Origin of the sequence: Petrimonas mucosa (genome assembly GCF_900095795.1) — a bacterium.
Lineage (GTDB): Bacteria > Bacteroidota > Bacteroidia > Bacteroidales > Dysgonomonadaceae > Petrimonas > Petrimonas mucosa.
This window is the reverse complement of record NZ_LT608328.1, coordinates 2333432-2350603: the sequence shown is the minus strand read 5'-3', so window position 1 is coordinate 2350603 and position 17172 is coordinate 2333432. Positions and strand designations below refer to the sequence as shown.

General features: G+C 41.5%; 9 protein-coding genes. 8 read left to right on the top strand and 1 reads right to left on the bottom strand.

The genetic code is table 11. From position 1 onward, the window contains the following. Positions 1-183: 183 nt before the first annotated feature. Complete coding sequence (locus ING2E5A_RS09470) at positions 184-1134, bottom strand: IS30 family transposase (protein ID WP_071137197.1); 951 nt, start codon at positions 1132-1134, stop codon at positions 184-186. A gap of 321 nt (positions 1135-1455) precedes the next feature. On the opposite strand from ING2E5A_RS09470, the gene ING2E5A_RS09465 reads away from it, so the two are divergent. The 8 genes from ING2E5A_RS09465 (at position 1456) to ING2E5A_RS09430 (ending at position 17144) form a co-directional block, all read left to right on the top strand. Next, a complete protein-coding gene (locus ING2E5A_RS09465; RefSeq protein WP_071137196.1) occupies positions 1456-3033 on the top strand; it encodes a phosphodiester glycosidase family protein in 1578 nt (525 codons plus the stop codon). Next, positions 3030-6233 carry a SusC/RagA family TonB-linked outer membrane protein gene (locus tag ING2E5A_RS09460; protein WP_231960367.1) on the top strand — a complete coding sequence of 1068 codons (3204 nt, stop codon included), beginning with the start codon at positions 3030-3032 and terminating at the stop codon, positions 6231-6233. The genes ING2E5A_RS09465 and ING2E5A_RS09460 overlap by 4 nt, the downstream gene beginning before the upstream one ends. Positions 6234-6243: 10 nt before the next feature. Beyond that, positions 6244-8220 (top strand): RagB/SusD family nutrient uptake outer membrane protein, encoded by a 1977-nt coding sequence (locus tag ING2E5A_RS09455; RefSeq protein WP_071137195.1) that lies wholly within the window; start codon positions 6244-6246, stop codon positions 8218-8220. A 27-nt stretch (positions 8221-8247) separates the two neighbouring features. Beyond that, entirely contained in the window at positions 8248-11232 is a 2985-nt protein-coding gene (locus ING2E5A_RS09450) for a SusC/RagA family TonB-linked outer membrane protein (protein ID WP_071137194.1), read from the top strand. A gap of 11 nt (positions 11233-11243) precedes the next feature. Next, complete coding sequence (locus tag ING2E5A_RS09445) at positions 11244-12902, top strand: RagB/SusD family nutrient uptake outer membrane protein (protein WP_071137193.1); 1659 nt, start codon at positions 11244-11246, stop codon at positions 12900-12902. A 28-nt stretch (positions 12903-12930) separates the two neighbouring features. Further along, positions 12931-14697: a DUF4091 domain-containing protein gene (locus tag ING2E5A_RS09440; RefSeq protein ID WP_071137192.1), complete on the top strand. Its 1767-nt coding sequence runs from the start codon at positions 12931-12933 to the stop codon at positions 14695-14697. A gap of 157 nt (positions 14698-14854) precedes the next feature. Further along, positions 14855-15556: a CocE/NonD family hydrolase gene (locus ING2E5A_RS09435; protein ID WP_071137191.1), complete on the top strand. Its 702-nt coding sequence runs from the start codon at positions 14855-14857 to the stop codon at positions 15554-15556. A 70-nt stretch (positions 15557-15626) separates the two neighbouring features. Further along, a complete protein-coding gene (locus ING2E5A_RS09430) occupies positions 15627-17144 on the top strand; it encodes a glycosyl hydrolase family 28 protein (RefSeq protein WP_161941985.1) in 1518 nt (505 codons plus the stop codon). The last annotated feature ends 28 nt before the right edge of the window (positions 17145-17172 follow it).

Genomic DNA, 17172 nt, shown 5'->3' with positions numbered 1-17172 from the left:
TTGTTTTGTGCTAAATACAAAGCTACAATTATTAGTACGATGGGCAAACTCAGATTTGCCCTCGTACTTCTTCAGAAAAAAGTTTTATCGGACAACAGTGATTTCAATTAGCAAATATATCAAAAATTTGGAATTAAAAAACCATTTTATAAGTCAAGGGCAGAGTCAAGCAGCAAGTGCAATTTACATTAATTGTTTGTAAAACTCAACTTTGGGTGTGTTAAAGTCCAATTTTTTCCTCGGTCTTTCATTCAGCCTGTGCTGTATCCGCTTCAATCTGTCGGGTGGATAGTCCTTGAAGGACGCCTCCTTGGGGATGTATTGCCGGATGAGCTTGTTCGCGTTTTCGATCGATCCTTTTTGCCATGCCGAATAGGGGTCGGTGAAGTACACCGGGGCTTCCAGCATCTCCGTGATCCGTTCGTGCGCCGCGAACTCCAAGCCGTTGTCCGTGGTGATCGTCCTTATCACGTCCTTGTAGGGTAGCAACATGCGGCACAGCACCTTGGCCAACCCTTTCGAGTCCCTTCCGCGGGGCAGTTCCCCGATCATCACGAGGTTCGTCTTCCTTTCCGTCACCGTCAGTATCGCCTCCGACTGGTCGGCCCCTATCATCGTGTCCATCTCGAAGTCGCCGAAGCGCTTCCCGTCGGCCTCCACGGGCCTTTCCCGGATGCTCCTGCGGTTGGGGATGCCTCTAACGGAGCCCACCGGTCTCTTGCGGTGCTTGAGCCTGTGACGGCAATGCTTGTAAAGGTCGCCCCCGGCCTTCTTGTCCTCCCGGATCCACTTGTAGATGGTCTCGTGGGAGACCCGGATATTCTCCTTCTTTCTCAGGTGTCCGCTGATTTGCCCGGGCGACCAGTCCTTGCGCACGAGCCGGATCACCTTTTGTTTGATCCATTCCGGGGTGGCCCGGTTGCCGGGCAGGCGTTCCCTTCTCTCCATCGCCATCTCGTGGGCCAGTCGCCACGAGTAGCCCCCGCGCTTGTCCTTGTTGCGCTGCAACTCCCTGGACACCGCTGAAGGACTGACACCTATCAAGCTCGCGATCGTCCGCTGGGTGTCACCGTTTTCTAAACCTAAATAAATCGCGTACCTTTGTTCTGAAGTTAACTGTTTGTATTTTTTCATAAGCAACATAATAGTTAATTTTAGGGAGACTTCGGTCTCCTTTTTCTTTTATGTTGCTGTCCGACTCTCTTCGGGGGCTTGCGCGCCCCCGGCCGTTAGGCAAACCCCCGCGGTGTTTTTCATGATTGTTGTGAAGAATCATTTCAAAAAACAACACGTGGATGTTGCACTTCTAAGTTGAACTTAGGGGGGAACATGAACTATGAGTTAGTTAAAATTGGATGCTTGAAGAAGTTTTTTGGGATAATTTAAACCTTTTATCTGAAAAAGATGGATTTCTTTGAAGTATCGTAATCAGATGTCTTTTTATTTTTTTATATTATGAAAAACGGATTTAAATTTATTATTTTTTTAACTACTTGTTTGGCGGGTGTTTTCTACGCTTGTACCGAAAATGATGAGGATGTTGTTGAGAGCATTCCCTTTTCATCTATAAAGGTCGAAGTGGATGGAGAGCTCGTGGAAGCTCAATTCTTAGATGATAAGAATCTATTGTTGTCGTATGAAAATGCGGAGAATTTTTCTTCAGCCAAATTGAAAGTCGACTTGAATGAGGGTTATAGCGTTATTTTCCCTACCGATGTGGATAGTTTTGATATAAGCAACTATCCGGTCGTTAACTTCAGAGCTCCCGACAACAGAATAATCAAGTATTGGTTTGAGATTACTTCACGCGCATTTCCGATTATTGATGGATCGAAAATCGGCGTGGAGGGAATTGGTTTAGGAGATGTAACGGTGCAAAATTCCACAAAAGAAGTAATCATCACATTCGATAAGAACAAGATGGATCTGGGTGGAATTAAACTTTTCTTTGAAGAAGGTTCGCTGATGGAAGGTGCCGTGGTTGAAGGGGATCTGTTCTTTGATTTTTCACAGGGTGTTCCTCAGGAACTCAACATCAAAATGGGAGAGAAGGATCGGGTATATAAGGTGGTACTGAATTTATCGAAGGTAATGGATGACCCGAAGAAATATGGATTTGCGGATATAACCGGAAACATATTGAAGGGTGAACTGGCTGAGTATATAAATCTGTATCAGGCGACGAGCGTCGTGAACTTCCCCGTTGAAAATAATGCTCCCGAAACTCCATGGAGCTGGGATGTGCCTGAGTATATGTTGGATGAGTATATGGCATACGTGGGCGACTGGAAGCCAGACAGACTTTTGAAGAGTGTAAGTGGAATTAATTTCACCTACGCAACCATTGATATCAATAAAGCTACTGCTTCGCTTGTTACCAACCCGAGTAAGAGGATTGTTGTGAACGGTAGTGAGGGTGTTGTCGCTATGAGTGGATTATCGGCTTCGGATGCGACTGTAATTTATCATGAAGGAAATGTGATTAACAATTGGACTTCGGATGGGGCACCATGGAGATCTACACTTGGTTTCACTCCCGAAGGCAAGATATCTTTCTCGAATGCGGCTCTTTATAACGGAAGGATGGTTAAGTTGCCATTTAACACAGATTATGTGGGCGACGGATATATTGAATCGGGTGAGGCCTGGGATGTGACATCGGCAGTGTATGGAAAGCCCTGGATTGTACGTGATGGCTATCTGATGACACGTTGGGATATGTATATAAATGATGGAACCGGATGGGAGATTGCTATGGGAGAAGCATGGAATGGCGTGGATAGATCAAGATCTTTCATTGGGCTCACCTACGATAATAAGATTGGTATGGCGGTAATCTCGCATGGGATGAGTATTCCGCAGGCTGCGTGGCTTCTCAACAAGTTGGGATGGAAAGACGTGTTCTTTGTGGGAGGTAGTTATTGGCAAGACAATGATTTCCAGCCTGTTTTGTATATAGACGGTAAATTGGTCGCAGGTAATCAGGGACAAGTATCGCAGTACTGCATTGCAATTGACATTAAAAATAAATGATGAAAAGTATCATGATAAAATCGAGACTGTTATTAATAATCTTCGCATTGGTCTGGATATTCCCGATGACCCATGCTAATAATGAAACTACTCCAGTATTTAAAGGTCGTGTATTGGACGCTAACACGAGCGAGCCTTTGATAGGTGCTACAGTGAAGGTGAAAAACATGACCACAGGTACGGTTACCGATGTTGACGGCAACTTCTTGCTGACATTGCAACAGGCAACCCGCGAGGTGACAGTGGAGGTATCGTATATTGGCTACAATACCCAAGAAATAACACTGAAAGAAGGCGTTGATAATCTTATTTACATGAGTGAGGATACGCAAATGCTCGACGAGGTACAAGTAGTTGCCTATGGTGTGCAAAGTAAGGTGACGTTGACAGGTGCTGTGTCATCCATTGGAACAAAAGATTTATTGAAATCGCCCAGTGGGAGTGTCGCTAATGCTTTGGCAGGTTCCGTGACAGGTATATCAACTATTCAGTATTCGGGACAGCCAGGAGCCGATGATCCGGAGATATTCGTGAGAGGTACTGGATCTCTTACTTCCGAGGCCTCAAAGCCTTTGATACTGGTGGATGGAGTGGAGCGATCTTTTTTTCAGATGGATCCCAATGAAATTGAGACTATTACCGTATTGAAAGATGCTTCGTCTACTGCCGTATTTGGTGTGCGGGGTGCGAATGGTGTGATTTTAGTAACCACCAGAAGAGGCAGTTCAGAAAAAAATCAGATATCTGTCAACTTATCTTTTGGGCTGACTCAGGCATTGAGGAATGTGAAGGGTGTGGATAGTTATACCTATGCATTACTATATAATGAAGCGCAGAGAGGTGATAATCCAAATTTAAATGACAATCAATTAAAGTTTTCACCTTTTGTAATTGACATGTTCAGAATGAATGCCGATCCAATCATGTTTCCCAGCGTGGACTGGACGGAGTACCTGTTCAACGACTTGGCGTGGCAGACACAGCATAATGCCACATTATCGGGTGGTGGAGAGCGTTTTAGGTATTTTGTTTCTGCAGGATACTTTGAACAGGATGGCATGCTGAAAAGGTTTCAGGAGACTTACGATCCAAACTTTAACTACAAGAGGTTTAATTATCGAACGAACTTCGATATTGATCTTACCAAAAATACACAATTGAAGATCAATGTCGGCGGAATAGTGGGTAACAAACGACAACCAATCACTTACGAGAACTTTTGGAAAACAATCATGTGGTCGCTTCCTTTTTCGAGTCCCGGTTTCGTGGATGGTAAACTGGTCATGGGACCAACAAGCAGAACTATTCCAATGGAGGAGGTTACAAGTGGTTTGGATATTTACTATAACTGGGGATATACGACAAATACATCCAATGTATTGAATCTTGATTTTGCATTGAATCATGATTTCTCGTCGGTGGTGAAAGGTTTGGTTGCTGAGGCAAAAGGTGCCTATAATACCGACTATTTCCTGAATGTAAGAAGAACGCCCATAGCTACCGATAGTGGTGTAAAACCTGTATATCTGGGGCACCTCACTCAACCTGGAATGGATATTGCTGATCCCCGCTTCGACAATAACATCGTTTATCAGACAGATGGTGTTTTTGGGTTGAAAGAGCCCATGAATTATGACGATTATTCGGGTAAAAGCAGGAACTGGTATGCTGAGTTTAACCTGAATTACAATCGGAGCTTTGGATTGCATAATGTAACAGGATTGCTTTTGTATAACCAGTCGAAAACATACTATCCTGCCCAGTTCACGGAGATACCCACAGGTTATATAGGGTATGTAGGACGTGTTACCTATAACTGGAACAAAAAATACATGTTTGAACTCAACGCAGGGTACAACGGGTCGGAGAATTTTGCCCCGGGGAAGAGGTTTGGATTCTTTCCTGCAGCGTCGGTGGGATGGATCATCTCAGAAGAGAATTTTATGAAGAAACAAGATGTGATTGACTTCTTAAAAGTGAGGGCATCTTATGGTATCGTAGGTAACGACAAATATTCGGGCCACCGGTTTATGTATCTGAAAGGTTCCTGGAACGGTAATCATTCTGTATGGTCTGATGGTGGCAGTTATCAGTTTGGAAAAGATTACAGCTGGGATATGGTACGTGATGCGAAAGAAAACACCTTTGGAAATGAGTTGGTTACCTGGGAGAAAGTAGGCAAACAGAATTACGGTTTGGAGATAAGAATGTTAGATGGAAGGCTGAACGTTGCGGGCGATCTTTTTTACGAAAAAAGAAAAGATATCCTCTCTACAAGAAATACTTTGCCTGCCATCACGGCTATTAGCCTGCCGATGATTAACCTGGGCAGGGTCAATAACCACGGATATGAGCTTACCTTAGGATGGAATGATAAGCTGAATAATGTGGAATATTGGGTCAACGGAAACCTTTCATATTCAAAGAATAAAATTATCTATATGGATGAGGTGCCTCCAAATGAACCATATATGGCGCAAACAGGGAGAAGCACCGGCTTGAACTATGGCTACCTTTTTGACAGGTTCCTGCAGATTGACGATTTCGATGGTGATGGAAACCTGAAGAAGGATGGTAATGGTGATTTGTTGTTGCCAACAATGCCTTTGGGTGTTCCAAGACCGGGTGATGCGCTCTTTAAGGATTTGAACGGCGATGGCGTAATCAATGGTAATGACAAGACATATTTTGGATATGGCGATCGTCCCGATTATGTGATAGGCCTGTTACACGGATTGAGATGGAATAATATTGAGATTTCGCTACAGTGGAGTGCTGCATTGAACGCATCGAGATTGATTGATCATGAGTATAGAAATCCGTTTGGGAGTACCAATAGCCGCATGCTCCCGAGTTTCCTTGCAGAAGGCCGGTGGACAGAAGAGAATGCAGCAGATGCCCGTTTCCCGAGACTTACTTTCATGAATAAAAACCATTATTTGGAGACATCTGACCTTTGGCTCATGGATGCTTCGTATTTGAGATTGAAAGTGGCCGAGATATCTTATACTTTTAGGGATAAGAAATCGTTAAGTGCGCTAGGAATGGAGTCGGTCAGATTGTATGCCAATGGTTATAACCTCTTTACATTCTTTTCAGACTTGATGGATATCGATATAGATCCGGAAGGAAGGCCCAATGCCGCTGCTGAATATCCAAATTCTAGAATATTTAATTTTGGAGTGAACCTGTCATTTTAAAAATTGTAACATGAAATCAAAATTTATAAATCATATCGTTTTATCTCTGCTGACTCTACTCTTAACGGTGAGCTGCAGCGACTTTGTTCTGGGTGAGCAATTTTTAGAGAAGGCTCCCGGTGGCGACATTACCATCGATACCATTTTCTCGTCGAAAGTTTACGCAGAAAGAGCTTTAAATTCAGCATATGCCACACTGAGAAATTCATTTCCCTTGCATAATTCTGGAGCCAATTCGGGTAGTTATGAACACGCCAATGCGGGTAATCGTCTGGGATGGGATAACCTGGATGCACTGACTGATATTATTAATTCACACTGTAACTGGGGCGGTGTTTATGGCATATATTACTCCGGTCAGTATAACGCAGAGACGGAGAACGAGAGCCATAGTACCAAGCTCGGTTTCTTACCAGGGCAGGATGTGACATGGACAGGTATAAGAAAGGCATATCTTTTTATTGAGAATGTGGATAAGGTCCCCGACATGTCTGCCGATGAGAAGAAAGTTCGAAAAGCAGAAGCAAAAATGATTATTGCCTGTCAGTATCATGAGTTGATGAGGCATTTTGGTGGGGTTCCGCTTATTGATCTGACCATTGATTCTGATAATCAGGAGAGCTACGATTTCTCCAGAAGAACTTTGCAAGAGACGATAGATTTTATCGTTGGACTTTGTGATGAAGCCGCTGCAGATTTGCCATGGGCTGTGACAGCAGCCGACGATGGCCGTTTTACGAAAGCCGGTGCAATGGGACTGAAAGTGAGAGTGCTTGCGATGGCGGCAAGTCCCCTCTTTAACGCGAATACTCCGTATGAGGCGATGTCTGCTCCTACCGCTGCGAATGCCGACAAACTTGCTGGTGTGGATGTACAACAGATGGTATGGCTAGGCTCATACTCGCAAGAAAGATGGGAAATGGTGGCACAGGCGTGCAGAGAGTTTATCACAGAGAATGAAAGCAATGGCAATTTCTATGACCTGGTAAAGTCCGAGACTCAAGATCTCGAAGGCTATAGAAAAGCATTCTCCGATGGTTATTCGGCCCGTTATAATGGTGAAATATTGATTGCTACAGGAAGAAATAAACGGACGTATGGCGAGTTTTATCTGGGCTATTATTTTGGCCCCGCCGATGATGTGAATGGTAATACAGGTAGAGGATATGGTGGAGGTGCGGTCACGCTTAATTATGTGGATAAATTCCCCTATATCAATGGAGAAAAGGCATCTTACAGTACCTGGTTAGAATATAATGGCAATATAGGTTCTATTTATGAAAATCCATTTACAGGACGGGATCCAAGATTATACGAGACTGTCATGATCGTAGGAGACAAGTTTAGAGGACGTCCTGCAGAGATGTGGATTGGCGGTCGCGAAAGAAAGGAAGCCGACCATCCACGTGCCAGTACCGGCTTTTGTGTTCGCAAATATCTATGGGATTACAACGAGGCTACATTTCACTACAAGCCAGCAAACTATTCTTATTTGAGGTTACCGGAAATATACCTTACGTACGCCGAGGCGCTGAATGAACTAGGCAAACCGGAAGAAGCAATGGTCTGGTTGAATAAAGTAAGAAATAGAGTGGGACTCCCTAATATGACAACTTCCCTGTTGCAACGTTTGCATGAGGAAGGGAGTTTGCCACAGTATCCTGAAGCTAACCTCATGGGGAATGCTTTGCTTCGCGAGGAAATTCTCGACGAAAGAGCAAGGGAGTTTTGTTTTGAGGAGATCAGATGGTTTGATATTGTTCGTTGGAAACGTAGAGATATATTTGAAGAAGACCTTTATGGGATAGCAATAAATGTGGAGAGTGGTTCAATTGACAGCGACAATCTTAAATTACGCTTTTCATCTCCCCAAGTAGAGACTCCTCGTTACTGGAAAAATAACTTCTCGCCCAAATGGTATTTGAGTGCGTTTCCCACTACTGAAATAAACAAAGGGTATGGACTGATACAAAATCCCGGATGGTAAACTATTGTCGTTAAATATTATATTGACATGAAGAAAAATATATTATTCATTTTATTCATCTTTATTACACAGGTTCTACCAGCTCAGGATAATAAGAGCCGGATCAGAGTTACGGACAAAAATGATCGGCCGTTGTCACACGTAGTGGTGAAAATTGAAGGCAATCAGTTGGAGTCATTTGTAACAGATGCAGATGGTTATGTGGATTTACCCGCTGTAAAAGGAGACAAATTGTTATTAAGCAGATTTAATCAATCGCAAACGACCGTTGAATTAACAGATCATGAAGCGACTATTCGACTGCAGGATAATTATTTGTTATTGGATTTGGGTTACGACATAAAAACGACAAACGAAGAATCAGCTGCAGCCATAGGAGGAATATCTTCAGAAGAGCTTGAGAGTAGTCATTCTCGCAATGTATTGAAACAACTCTATGGCAGAATTCCAGGTCTCTTGCTTTATCAGGGAGACACAAGTCCATGGAACCTTACACCCGATTTTTATGTTCGGGGTAGAGGATCTTTCTCCGGGAATCACACACTCATCCTGGTGGATGGAGTAGAGAGAGACGTCACCCTTCTCAACTCGAATGAGATCGAGTCGGTGGTGGTCATGAAAGATGCTGCATCGCTCTCACTCCATGGTAATCGTGGGGCCGATGGTATAATCAATTTTATTACCAAAAGAGGGGGTGATCATGGAATGCAGATTAAAACAGGATATAGAGCCTCGATCGATCAGGCATTTCGCATACCTGATATGGCCAATGCATATGTCTATTCTTCGGCATTGAATGAAGCTTTAAGGAACGACAACCTACCTCAGAGATACAGCGAGAATGATTTGATCTCAATGTATAACGGGGAGAAAAAAAATCTGCTTCCTGATGTTGATTGGCAGGCAGAAATGTTGCGGAAGAATGCCTACTCCAATGTAGCAGATTTAGAACTGAATGGTTCTACTCAACGGTCAAGATACTATGTTTATACCAACTACACCAGTCATTATGGGCTATTAAATAATACCGATCTCAACAAGGATTACTCTACCCAGGTTACCCAGCATTCCTTGAAAGTTAGAAGTAACCTCGAGACCTATATTACACCTACCACCGTAGCCAGAATGAACGTGATGGGTCGTTTAATGCAGTATCAACAGCCCGCAACGGGGCTCTGGCTTGACGGTATTTATAATGTTCCATCTGCCGCCTTTCCTGTACGCAATGGCAATGAGTGGGTCCAAAATCAGATGTTTGCGAATCCTTTGGCAAATAAAACGGCTCGTGGCTATAACGTGGTTCTGCAACGAAGTTTATTGGGTGATATTACAATTGATCAGAATCTCGACATGTTGTTACCCGGTTTATCGGCACAAATAAGGCTCGCCTATGATAACTCTGCAGATATTACAGATTCTAAGTCAAAAGAATACGCATACCTGCAATTTCTCCCGGTACGGGGAGCTGCGGGAAATGTGGAAGAGAATACTTTCACCAGATACGGAAACGATACCGAGCTTTTCTTCAGTAGTTGGCTGAGTAATCAGGTAATGAGAACTACTTTTTGGTCAAAGATTGCTTATAACAAAAACATCGGTAAGCACCAGTTTGAAGTATCGGGTATCTATGGGCAGATTTATGCAAGATATGCGGGAGCGAATAATTCTTATATGTATCGCGATTATCTTGCACATTTGAACTATAATTATGATAATCGCTATTTGCTTCAAGGGGTGTTAAACATTTCTGGTAGTGGAAAACTGCCAAAGAATGATAAGTATCGGATTTATCCTGCCTTATCTGCAGCCTGGGTTTTATCGAATGAAGATTTCTTCGGTTCATGGAGTAATCTGGACTATCTGAAGCTGAGAGTTTCAAGTGGCGTGACCGGTATGGATAGGAACCTTTCATACGATATGGATAAGCAATTCAATGGCGTCGGCCTCTCTTATATTTTTGTTGGTAATAAAATGCAAAATGGATTGGGAGAAGGTGCCTTGGGTTCTTATTTGATTGAGCCTGAAAAAGAACTGAAAAATAACATCGGGCTTGACATGCGACTTTTTAAGAATCTGACAATTGGATTGGACGCATTTTATAACCATCGGAAAAATATCAGGGAGGCTAGTTCCAGCAGCATTTCCAATGTAATCGGTATCGGAATGACCGATATTTCGACAGGAGAGGTTAAAAACATGGGAGCTGAGGTTTCTGTTGGCTGGTCGGGTAAAGTAAATCATTTCAGCTATGCTGTAAATTCCCAGGTTGCTTTTCAGAAAAACGAGATTGTAAGCATCTCGGAAGAGTATGTCCCCTATGGTTACATGAGCAGGAAAGGTAAATCAGTCAATGCCTTATATGGACTCATTTATGATGGTTTGTATCAGGAGAGCGATTTCCAAGAGGGTGGCATGCTGAAAGAAGGTCTGGTTAGCTCGGCATTTATGCAAAATTTACAACCGGGTGATGTGAAATACAAGGATTTAAATGATGACGGGATCATAAACGAGTATGATTACTCTTACCTGACAAATAGCCTGCCGGAAATATACTTTGGTACCAATATTCAGATGGCATATAAAGAATGGTCGTTATTCATGAATTTCCAAGGTGTTGGCAAGTCAACAATCACAACAGAGTTGGAAAGTATTTATTGGCCACTCTACGGTAACAATAAAAATGTATCCGTGCATTATTTAAGAAATCGATGGACCTCTGATACGCCGGATGCTAAATATCCTCGTCTAACAACTCTGCCAAATGAAAATAATTTTCGCAGTAGTACATTGTGGACAGAAAAAGGAGATTTTCTAAAACTTCGTGACATGGAATTGTCTTACAATATACCCGCCCGCTTATTTAGCAATGTAGCGATCAGTGAATGCCGAGTTTACATCAGTGGAACAGATCTATTTTCGTTGGATTATTTGGGTATCATGGATCCCGAACACATTAGCATGTATTATCCCACAACAAGATCATTTTCCTTGGGCGTTAATCTAGTATTTTAAAAACGAAGAGTATGAAAAAAATATCAATAATATTACTTTCAGTTATAATTTTGGGTGCCTGCAGTGACTTTTTGGAACTCAATGAATCTGTATATCAAACAAAAGACTATCAATTCTCTGAGTTTAACAGAGTAAAAAATGTGGTCACAGGTGTATATGGATATGTGACAGATGGTTTGTCAGATGTAGAAGGAACCATGTTGGATGTAGCGAGTGATGATGCCGTTTATGCGTGGAATACCCATTCCATACGTAAATTTTACGATGGGAGTTGGTCACCCATCAATCTGATTGACAATCAATGGCCCTATTACTATTCTGCCATAAGAGCGGCAAACTACTTTTTGGAAAATTGTCCCGATGATTTTCCTGCAAGTATATACCTGGATGATTACAAGGAGAGAATGGTTGAGCTGAGAAATTTTCCTTACGAAGTGAGGGCATTAAGGGCCTACTTCCATTTCAATCTTTTGAAAAGGTATAACCAGATAGTGATTGCAGACCGCACTTATACGCCGGAGGAAGCAAATGAATTACAGCCTGTTAGTTACCAGGAGGCAGCAGAGTGGATTGTTGCCGAGTGTGATTCGGTGTCTCTTCATCTGCCCCTCAATTATAAAAATACACCAAGTGCAGAATTAGGGAGAGTGACGAGAGGAATGGTGATGGCGTTAAAAGCACGTGTTTTATTATATGCCGCAAGTCCTTTAAACAACAGTGAAAATATGCGTTCGCCTTGGCTCGAGGCTGCCATTGCAGCGAAAGAAGTCATTGAACTTGGAGAATATGAGTTGGTTCCCGAAGATGTAACGAACAACGAGAGTGCATTGGGGCTTATCTTTGGCAAACGAAACTTTTCAAGCAATTCATTTGAAAGAGCAAATTTTCCTATTGGTCTCTATTTAGAAGAAGGCAACTCAGGAGTTTGCCCATCACAAAATCTGGTTGAATCGTTTGAAATGATAGATGGTACACCTTTTGATTGGTCGAATAGAGATCACCGTCGCAAGATGATGAATCCTTTGGAGAGAGATCCGAGATTTGCGAAGACTGTATTATATAATGGTAGTAGATTTAAAAACCATATCATTGAGTCTTACAAAAATGGAAAAAACGGATTTCCAAAAGAAGGAGCGTCCCCTACATCCTATTATCTAAGGAAGCATATCAGAGAAGAAACCAGTTTGGTTGCCGGGAATGAAAGTAGTTATTCGCATGTTTTCCCGCTCTTTCGTTATGCTGAAGTATTGCTGAACTATGCGGAATCGCTGGTTGAAGCAACAGGTGATCCCGATTTCAAAGGTGTTCAGAATGGGGTAGATTTTACTTTGTCACCCCGTGAAGCAGTCAATCTTGTTAGAAACAGAGCAAATATGCCTTCTCTTCCCAGTATGGATAAGACTCAATTTGTTGAACGATTGAGAAATGAAAGAAGAGTAGAGCTTGCTTTTGAAGGACATAGGTTCTGGGATATTCGCAGATGGAAAATGGGCGAAGAGTCTACAACAATCTATGGATTAAATATTACAAACAATTTTGATGGAACCTTTACTTACGATCGAATAGTTGTTCAGGATAGGGTATGGGATGATAAAATGTATTTTTATCCTATCCCCGCTTCAGAAATATTTAAAAATAATGCTCTCATTCAAAACGAGGGGTGGAATTAAAAAGTAATAACTATTAAATGTACGTATAATGAAACAAATAATCATTGTTTTATCCGTTCTCTTTTTCTTAGCTTGTGAGAATAACACCCCACTATATCCTATAGATGATATTGATACGGGAACTGTTATTCCTTCAGATGAAAGCGGCATGAGAATATATCAGGTAGATCCTCTTATCAAGATTGTAGCTGAAAACAACCAGTTTACAGAGGAGGTGGATGTGTTGGATGTCGCAAGAGGTGAAACCGCTTCTCTTCAGTTAATTATCAAAGCAGAGAAATCATTGACCGCTGCTTCGGCTGAATTGGTTAGTTTGACCAATGAGTCAGGTGCTCAATTGTCTGGCGTGAAATTTGGATGGGTGCGTGACGTTTTATCTACCCTTGAGTATTATCCAAAACCTTCGCTGGGTTTTACCGAGATTCAATCTATGTCGAAGAAGTATCCTGATGTCATTATTGATGATGAAACAGAAGATATCAATGCAGGTAATCATGCCTCACTTCTGGTTAGCATACCCATTCCGGAATCGGCCAAACCTGGTCTCTATACGGGTAAAGTTAAAATAAACGCACTTGATGGAACGACTCCTGTCTCTGCTGAAAAAACATTCTCACTGCGTGTTTACCCTGTTAACGTAGGTGAACCGGAACTTTTTGTGACTAACTGGGTTTTCTTTGACCGTTTCCATCAACTCAATAATGGGGAACAAGTTCAAAGAGGAACACAGCTTTTCAATGAACTAAGAAAAAAACTGGCTGAAACATGTAAAAGTCTTGGACAAAATACCTATTTGATAGACGCCAGACCATATCCAATAGGTGTAAACCCTGATGGCAGTTGGATTTTTAATTTTGATACTTTCGACGAAGATGTACAAGCTTTTATTGATCACGGAGGTTTGAAACGTATCGAAGCCGGTCATATATTGTCTGTAACAGGTGGTGCAGTGGGTACACGCTTTGGACTCAATTCCGCATGGGAACTGAATGAAAACGGAGGTTTTAGCAGGATAAGCCTGTATGATGACTGGAGAGAAGAAGGATATAAGGAGCGTGTAGAACCTTACTTTAAGAATTATTTTCAAGCCCTTAAAAAGCATCTGACTGAAAAAGGATGGCTGGACATGTTTGTACAACATTTGGGTGACGAGCCCACGGCGACGAATTACGATGGGTATATTTTTTATGCACAACTTGTAAAAAAGTATTTTCCGGAAATAAAGTTGATTGATGCAATGGATGTTGGCTCGTCGAGTTATTTGAAAGATGTGTCTGATATCATGGTACCGAAATTGGACGTTCTTCACCAAGATGATGAAGTTTATCGGCAACGCACGGAGCAAGGGAAAGAGAACTGGTTTTATACTTCCATGTCTCCCAGGGGAAATTACGCGAACCGGTTTGTCAACCTTCCGCTAGTTTTAACCCGTATCCTACATTGGATTAACTATTACAGTGGAACAAAGGGATACTTGCACTGGGGACTTATGTGGTGGCACAGTGATTTATGGAAAGATTTATATCAAGATAGCTCCAATCCACGCAATTTCTTACCCGGTGGTGATTCCTATTTAATATATCCTGGTTATCATAAGTTTTACATGTCGATTCGGGCAAATGCTATGCGAGATGGTATCCATGACTATAATTTGCTAAAAATGGTTGAAAGACGCAGTCCGGAAAAGGCGCAGGAGTTTTTAGGGGCAGTCGTATACGGGTACGACGATTACAATATTGAAATTAAGAATTTCAGGAATGTCCGAAGAGAAATGCTTGAATTCCTATCTAACTGATCGGTAAACATGTCAACTTGATTCTTGGCTTTTACTAGTCAGGCAATAGTAAAGGTCAAGAATCTGTTGTATTTCTGTCAATTGTTTTAAAGTTTCATTTTCACCCTAACAGGTAGAATCATTTTTCATTTATTGGAGCAAAACATCCGGCATCTTTATGAAACGAATGAGTTTTTTAGTTTTTACGCTTTTAATATTGCTTGAGTCAATTCATGCCCAGGAACGTGATCATTTTTTATTATTTACCGACTCGGTTGTTACATCCGATGGATTAAAACTCGCAACAGATATTTATATTTCAAATGAAAGTGAAATATTTCCCTCACTGTTAATCCTTTCTCTTTATGATCCACTTGATCCTTATCCATCTTTAGGTGGAACATTTTTAGGTAACAAGATAGGTCCGGCTGTTCAGAATCAAAATATCGCCAGAAACGACCAATGGGTGTTTGAATCGGAGGTGCTTTCTTCCCCTCTAACCCTACTTGGAAGTATATCAGCCAAGCTGTACGTTAGTAGCTCCGTGAAAAGCACAGACTTTATCATGATGGTGCAGGATGTTTTCCCCAACGACACCATCATCAATATTCAAGAAGGAGGGAAACGTGTAGATTTGAAACCAAATAAGGTGACCGAAGTAAATATTGACTCCTGGCCAACAGGATATCAGCTTAATCCGGGACACAAGCTTCGTGTTGTCATTACCTCAAGTTGTTTTCCACGGTTCAACAGAAAATTAAATTGTGATGAACCCATATACATGGCCCGAAAAATAAAAAAAGCGGTACAAACAATTTACACAGGTCCAAAAAAACCTTCAAGTATAACCTTGCCGGTGTTAAACATCGTTCATGATTAAGTTTTATAAAGTATTTACAATAATTTAATCAATATATTTTCAATCAGATATGAACATAAATTTCACAAAAATGAAAATAGGAATGTCAGTTATCAGAAATTTTTTTGTGTTGCCTCTTGTTTTGTTGATTTTACTCACAGTTTCATGCAAGGCAAGTAATGGAAACGACTTAGACAATGGAAATACCGAGCTGTTGCCTGGTGATGACCTTTACTATAATCGCAACGCATATTTTAATGTATATATATTCCAGGATAACAGATGGAAGAGTGTTGAGGTAAGAAATGCCCTTGTATCAGATGCCCCGAACCATCACCCTGATATTTGGAATGACTGGGGCAACGCTAAAAAGTTGCGTGATACGATGTCTTATGCAATCTTTACAGACAATTTTGATGCTCCTTTAAAAGTGAGAGTTGAGAACAGAAGAGCGAACTTTGAGCAAGTTAAAGTGCGCCCTACCAGTTATGGGTTTGAAACTACACGGGTAAATGAGACTACAATTGAGTTTACGATAGACGACTGGAATCGTCGGAAGGTATCGGTAGAGTTTGATGATAATCGTTACAACAACCTTTTTCTTTTTCCAAACAGAGAAGATGATAACAAGCCTGATCCCAATGATCCCAATGTGACTTATTTTGCTGCTGGTGAGCATAATGTCGGGCATATTGAACTTGGAGATAACGAGACATTATATATAGATGAAGGTGCTGTTGTGTATGCACATGTGAGTGCAAAAGGAAACAACATAAAAATAACCGGTAGAGGTATATTGAGCGGTGAGAAATTACCACATATAGGCAACATCTATGCCGAAGGCCCTGTACTTGTAAATGTATCAAACACTCGGAATTTCACGCTTTCGGGAGTAACTCTTATTGATTCACCCAGTTGGAGCGTTGCGTTATTTGATGTTAGCCATGTAACAATAGATAACATGAACATGATCTGCTGGATACTTAATGGTGATGGGATAGATCTTTGCAGTGTGGATGATGCCGTCATTAATGATTGTTTTATTCGTACCTATGATGATTGTATAAGTCTGAAAGTGTTGGCGAATTTTTATACAGACGTCAATAATATTCGGGTTACAAATTCCCTTTTATGGACAGATTATGCAAGGGGAGTAATGGTTGGGCCTGAATCGGGAGATTATACCTGGGGAACAGGCAAAATAAAGAACTGTATTTTTGAAAATTGTATTTTTCTTGAACAACCGAGTGGTGATGGAGATTACAGGTCAGCTATTGCGGTTGTTCAGCATGCCATGCATGGTGGTGGTGCTGCATTGATTGATCATATCACGTTCAGAAATATCGAAATTGACCATATGCAGCAGGGAGGGCGTCCAATCTGTCTTGAGCAAGCACCGCAACGATTGAATAGTACCATGCAGAATATAATTTTTGAAAATATACGGATATCAGATTCAAAAGGGCATCAGCATAAATCATCCATTCGGACGAACAACAATCAGATGAAAAATATTGTATTTAATAATGTTACCTATAACGGGCAAAAAATTACAGGTGCCGGAGATAGATTGGAAATAGAAGGAAATGTTGAGATATCGTTTAAGTAAGTATATGATTACTGCCAGGTTTTATTTG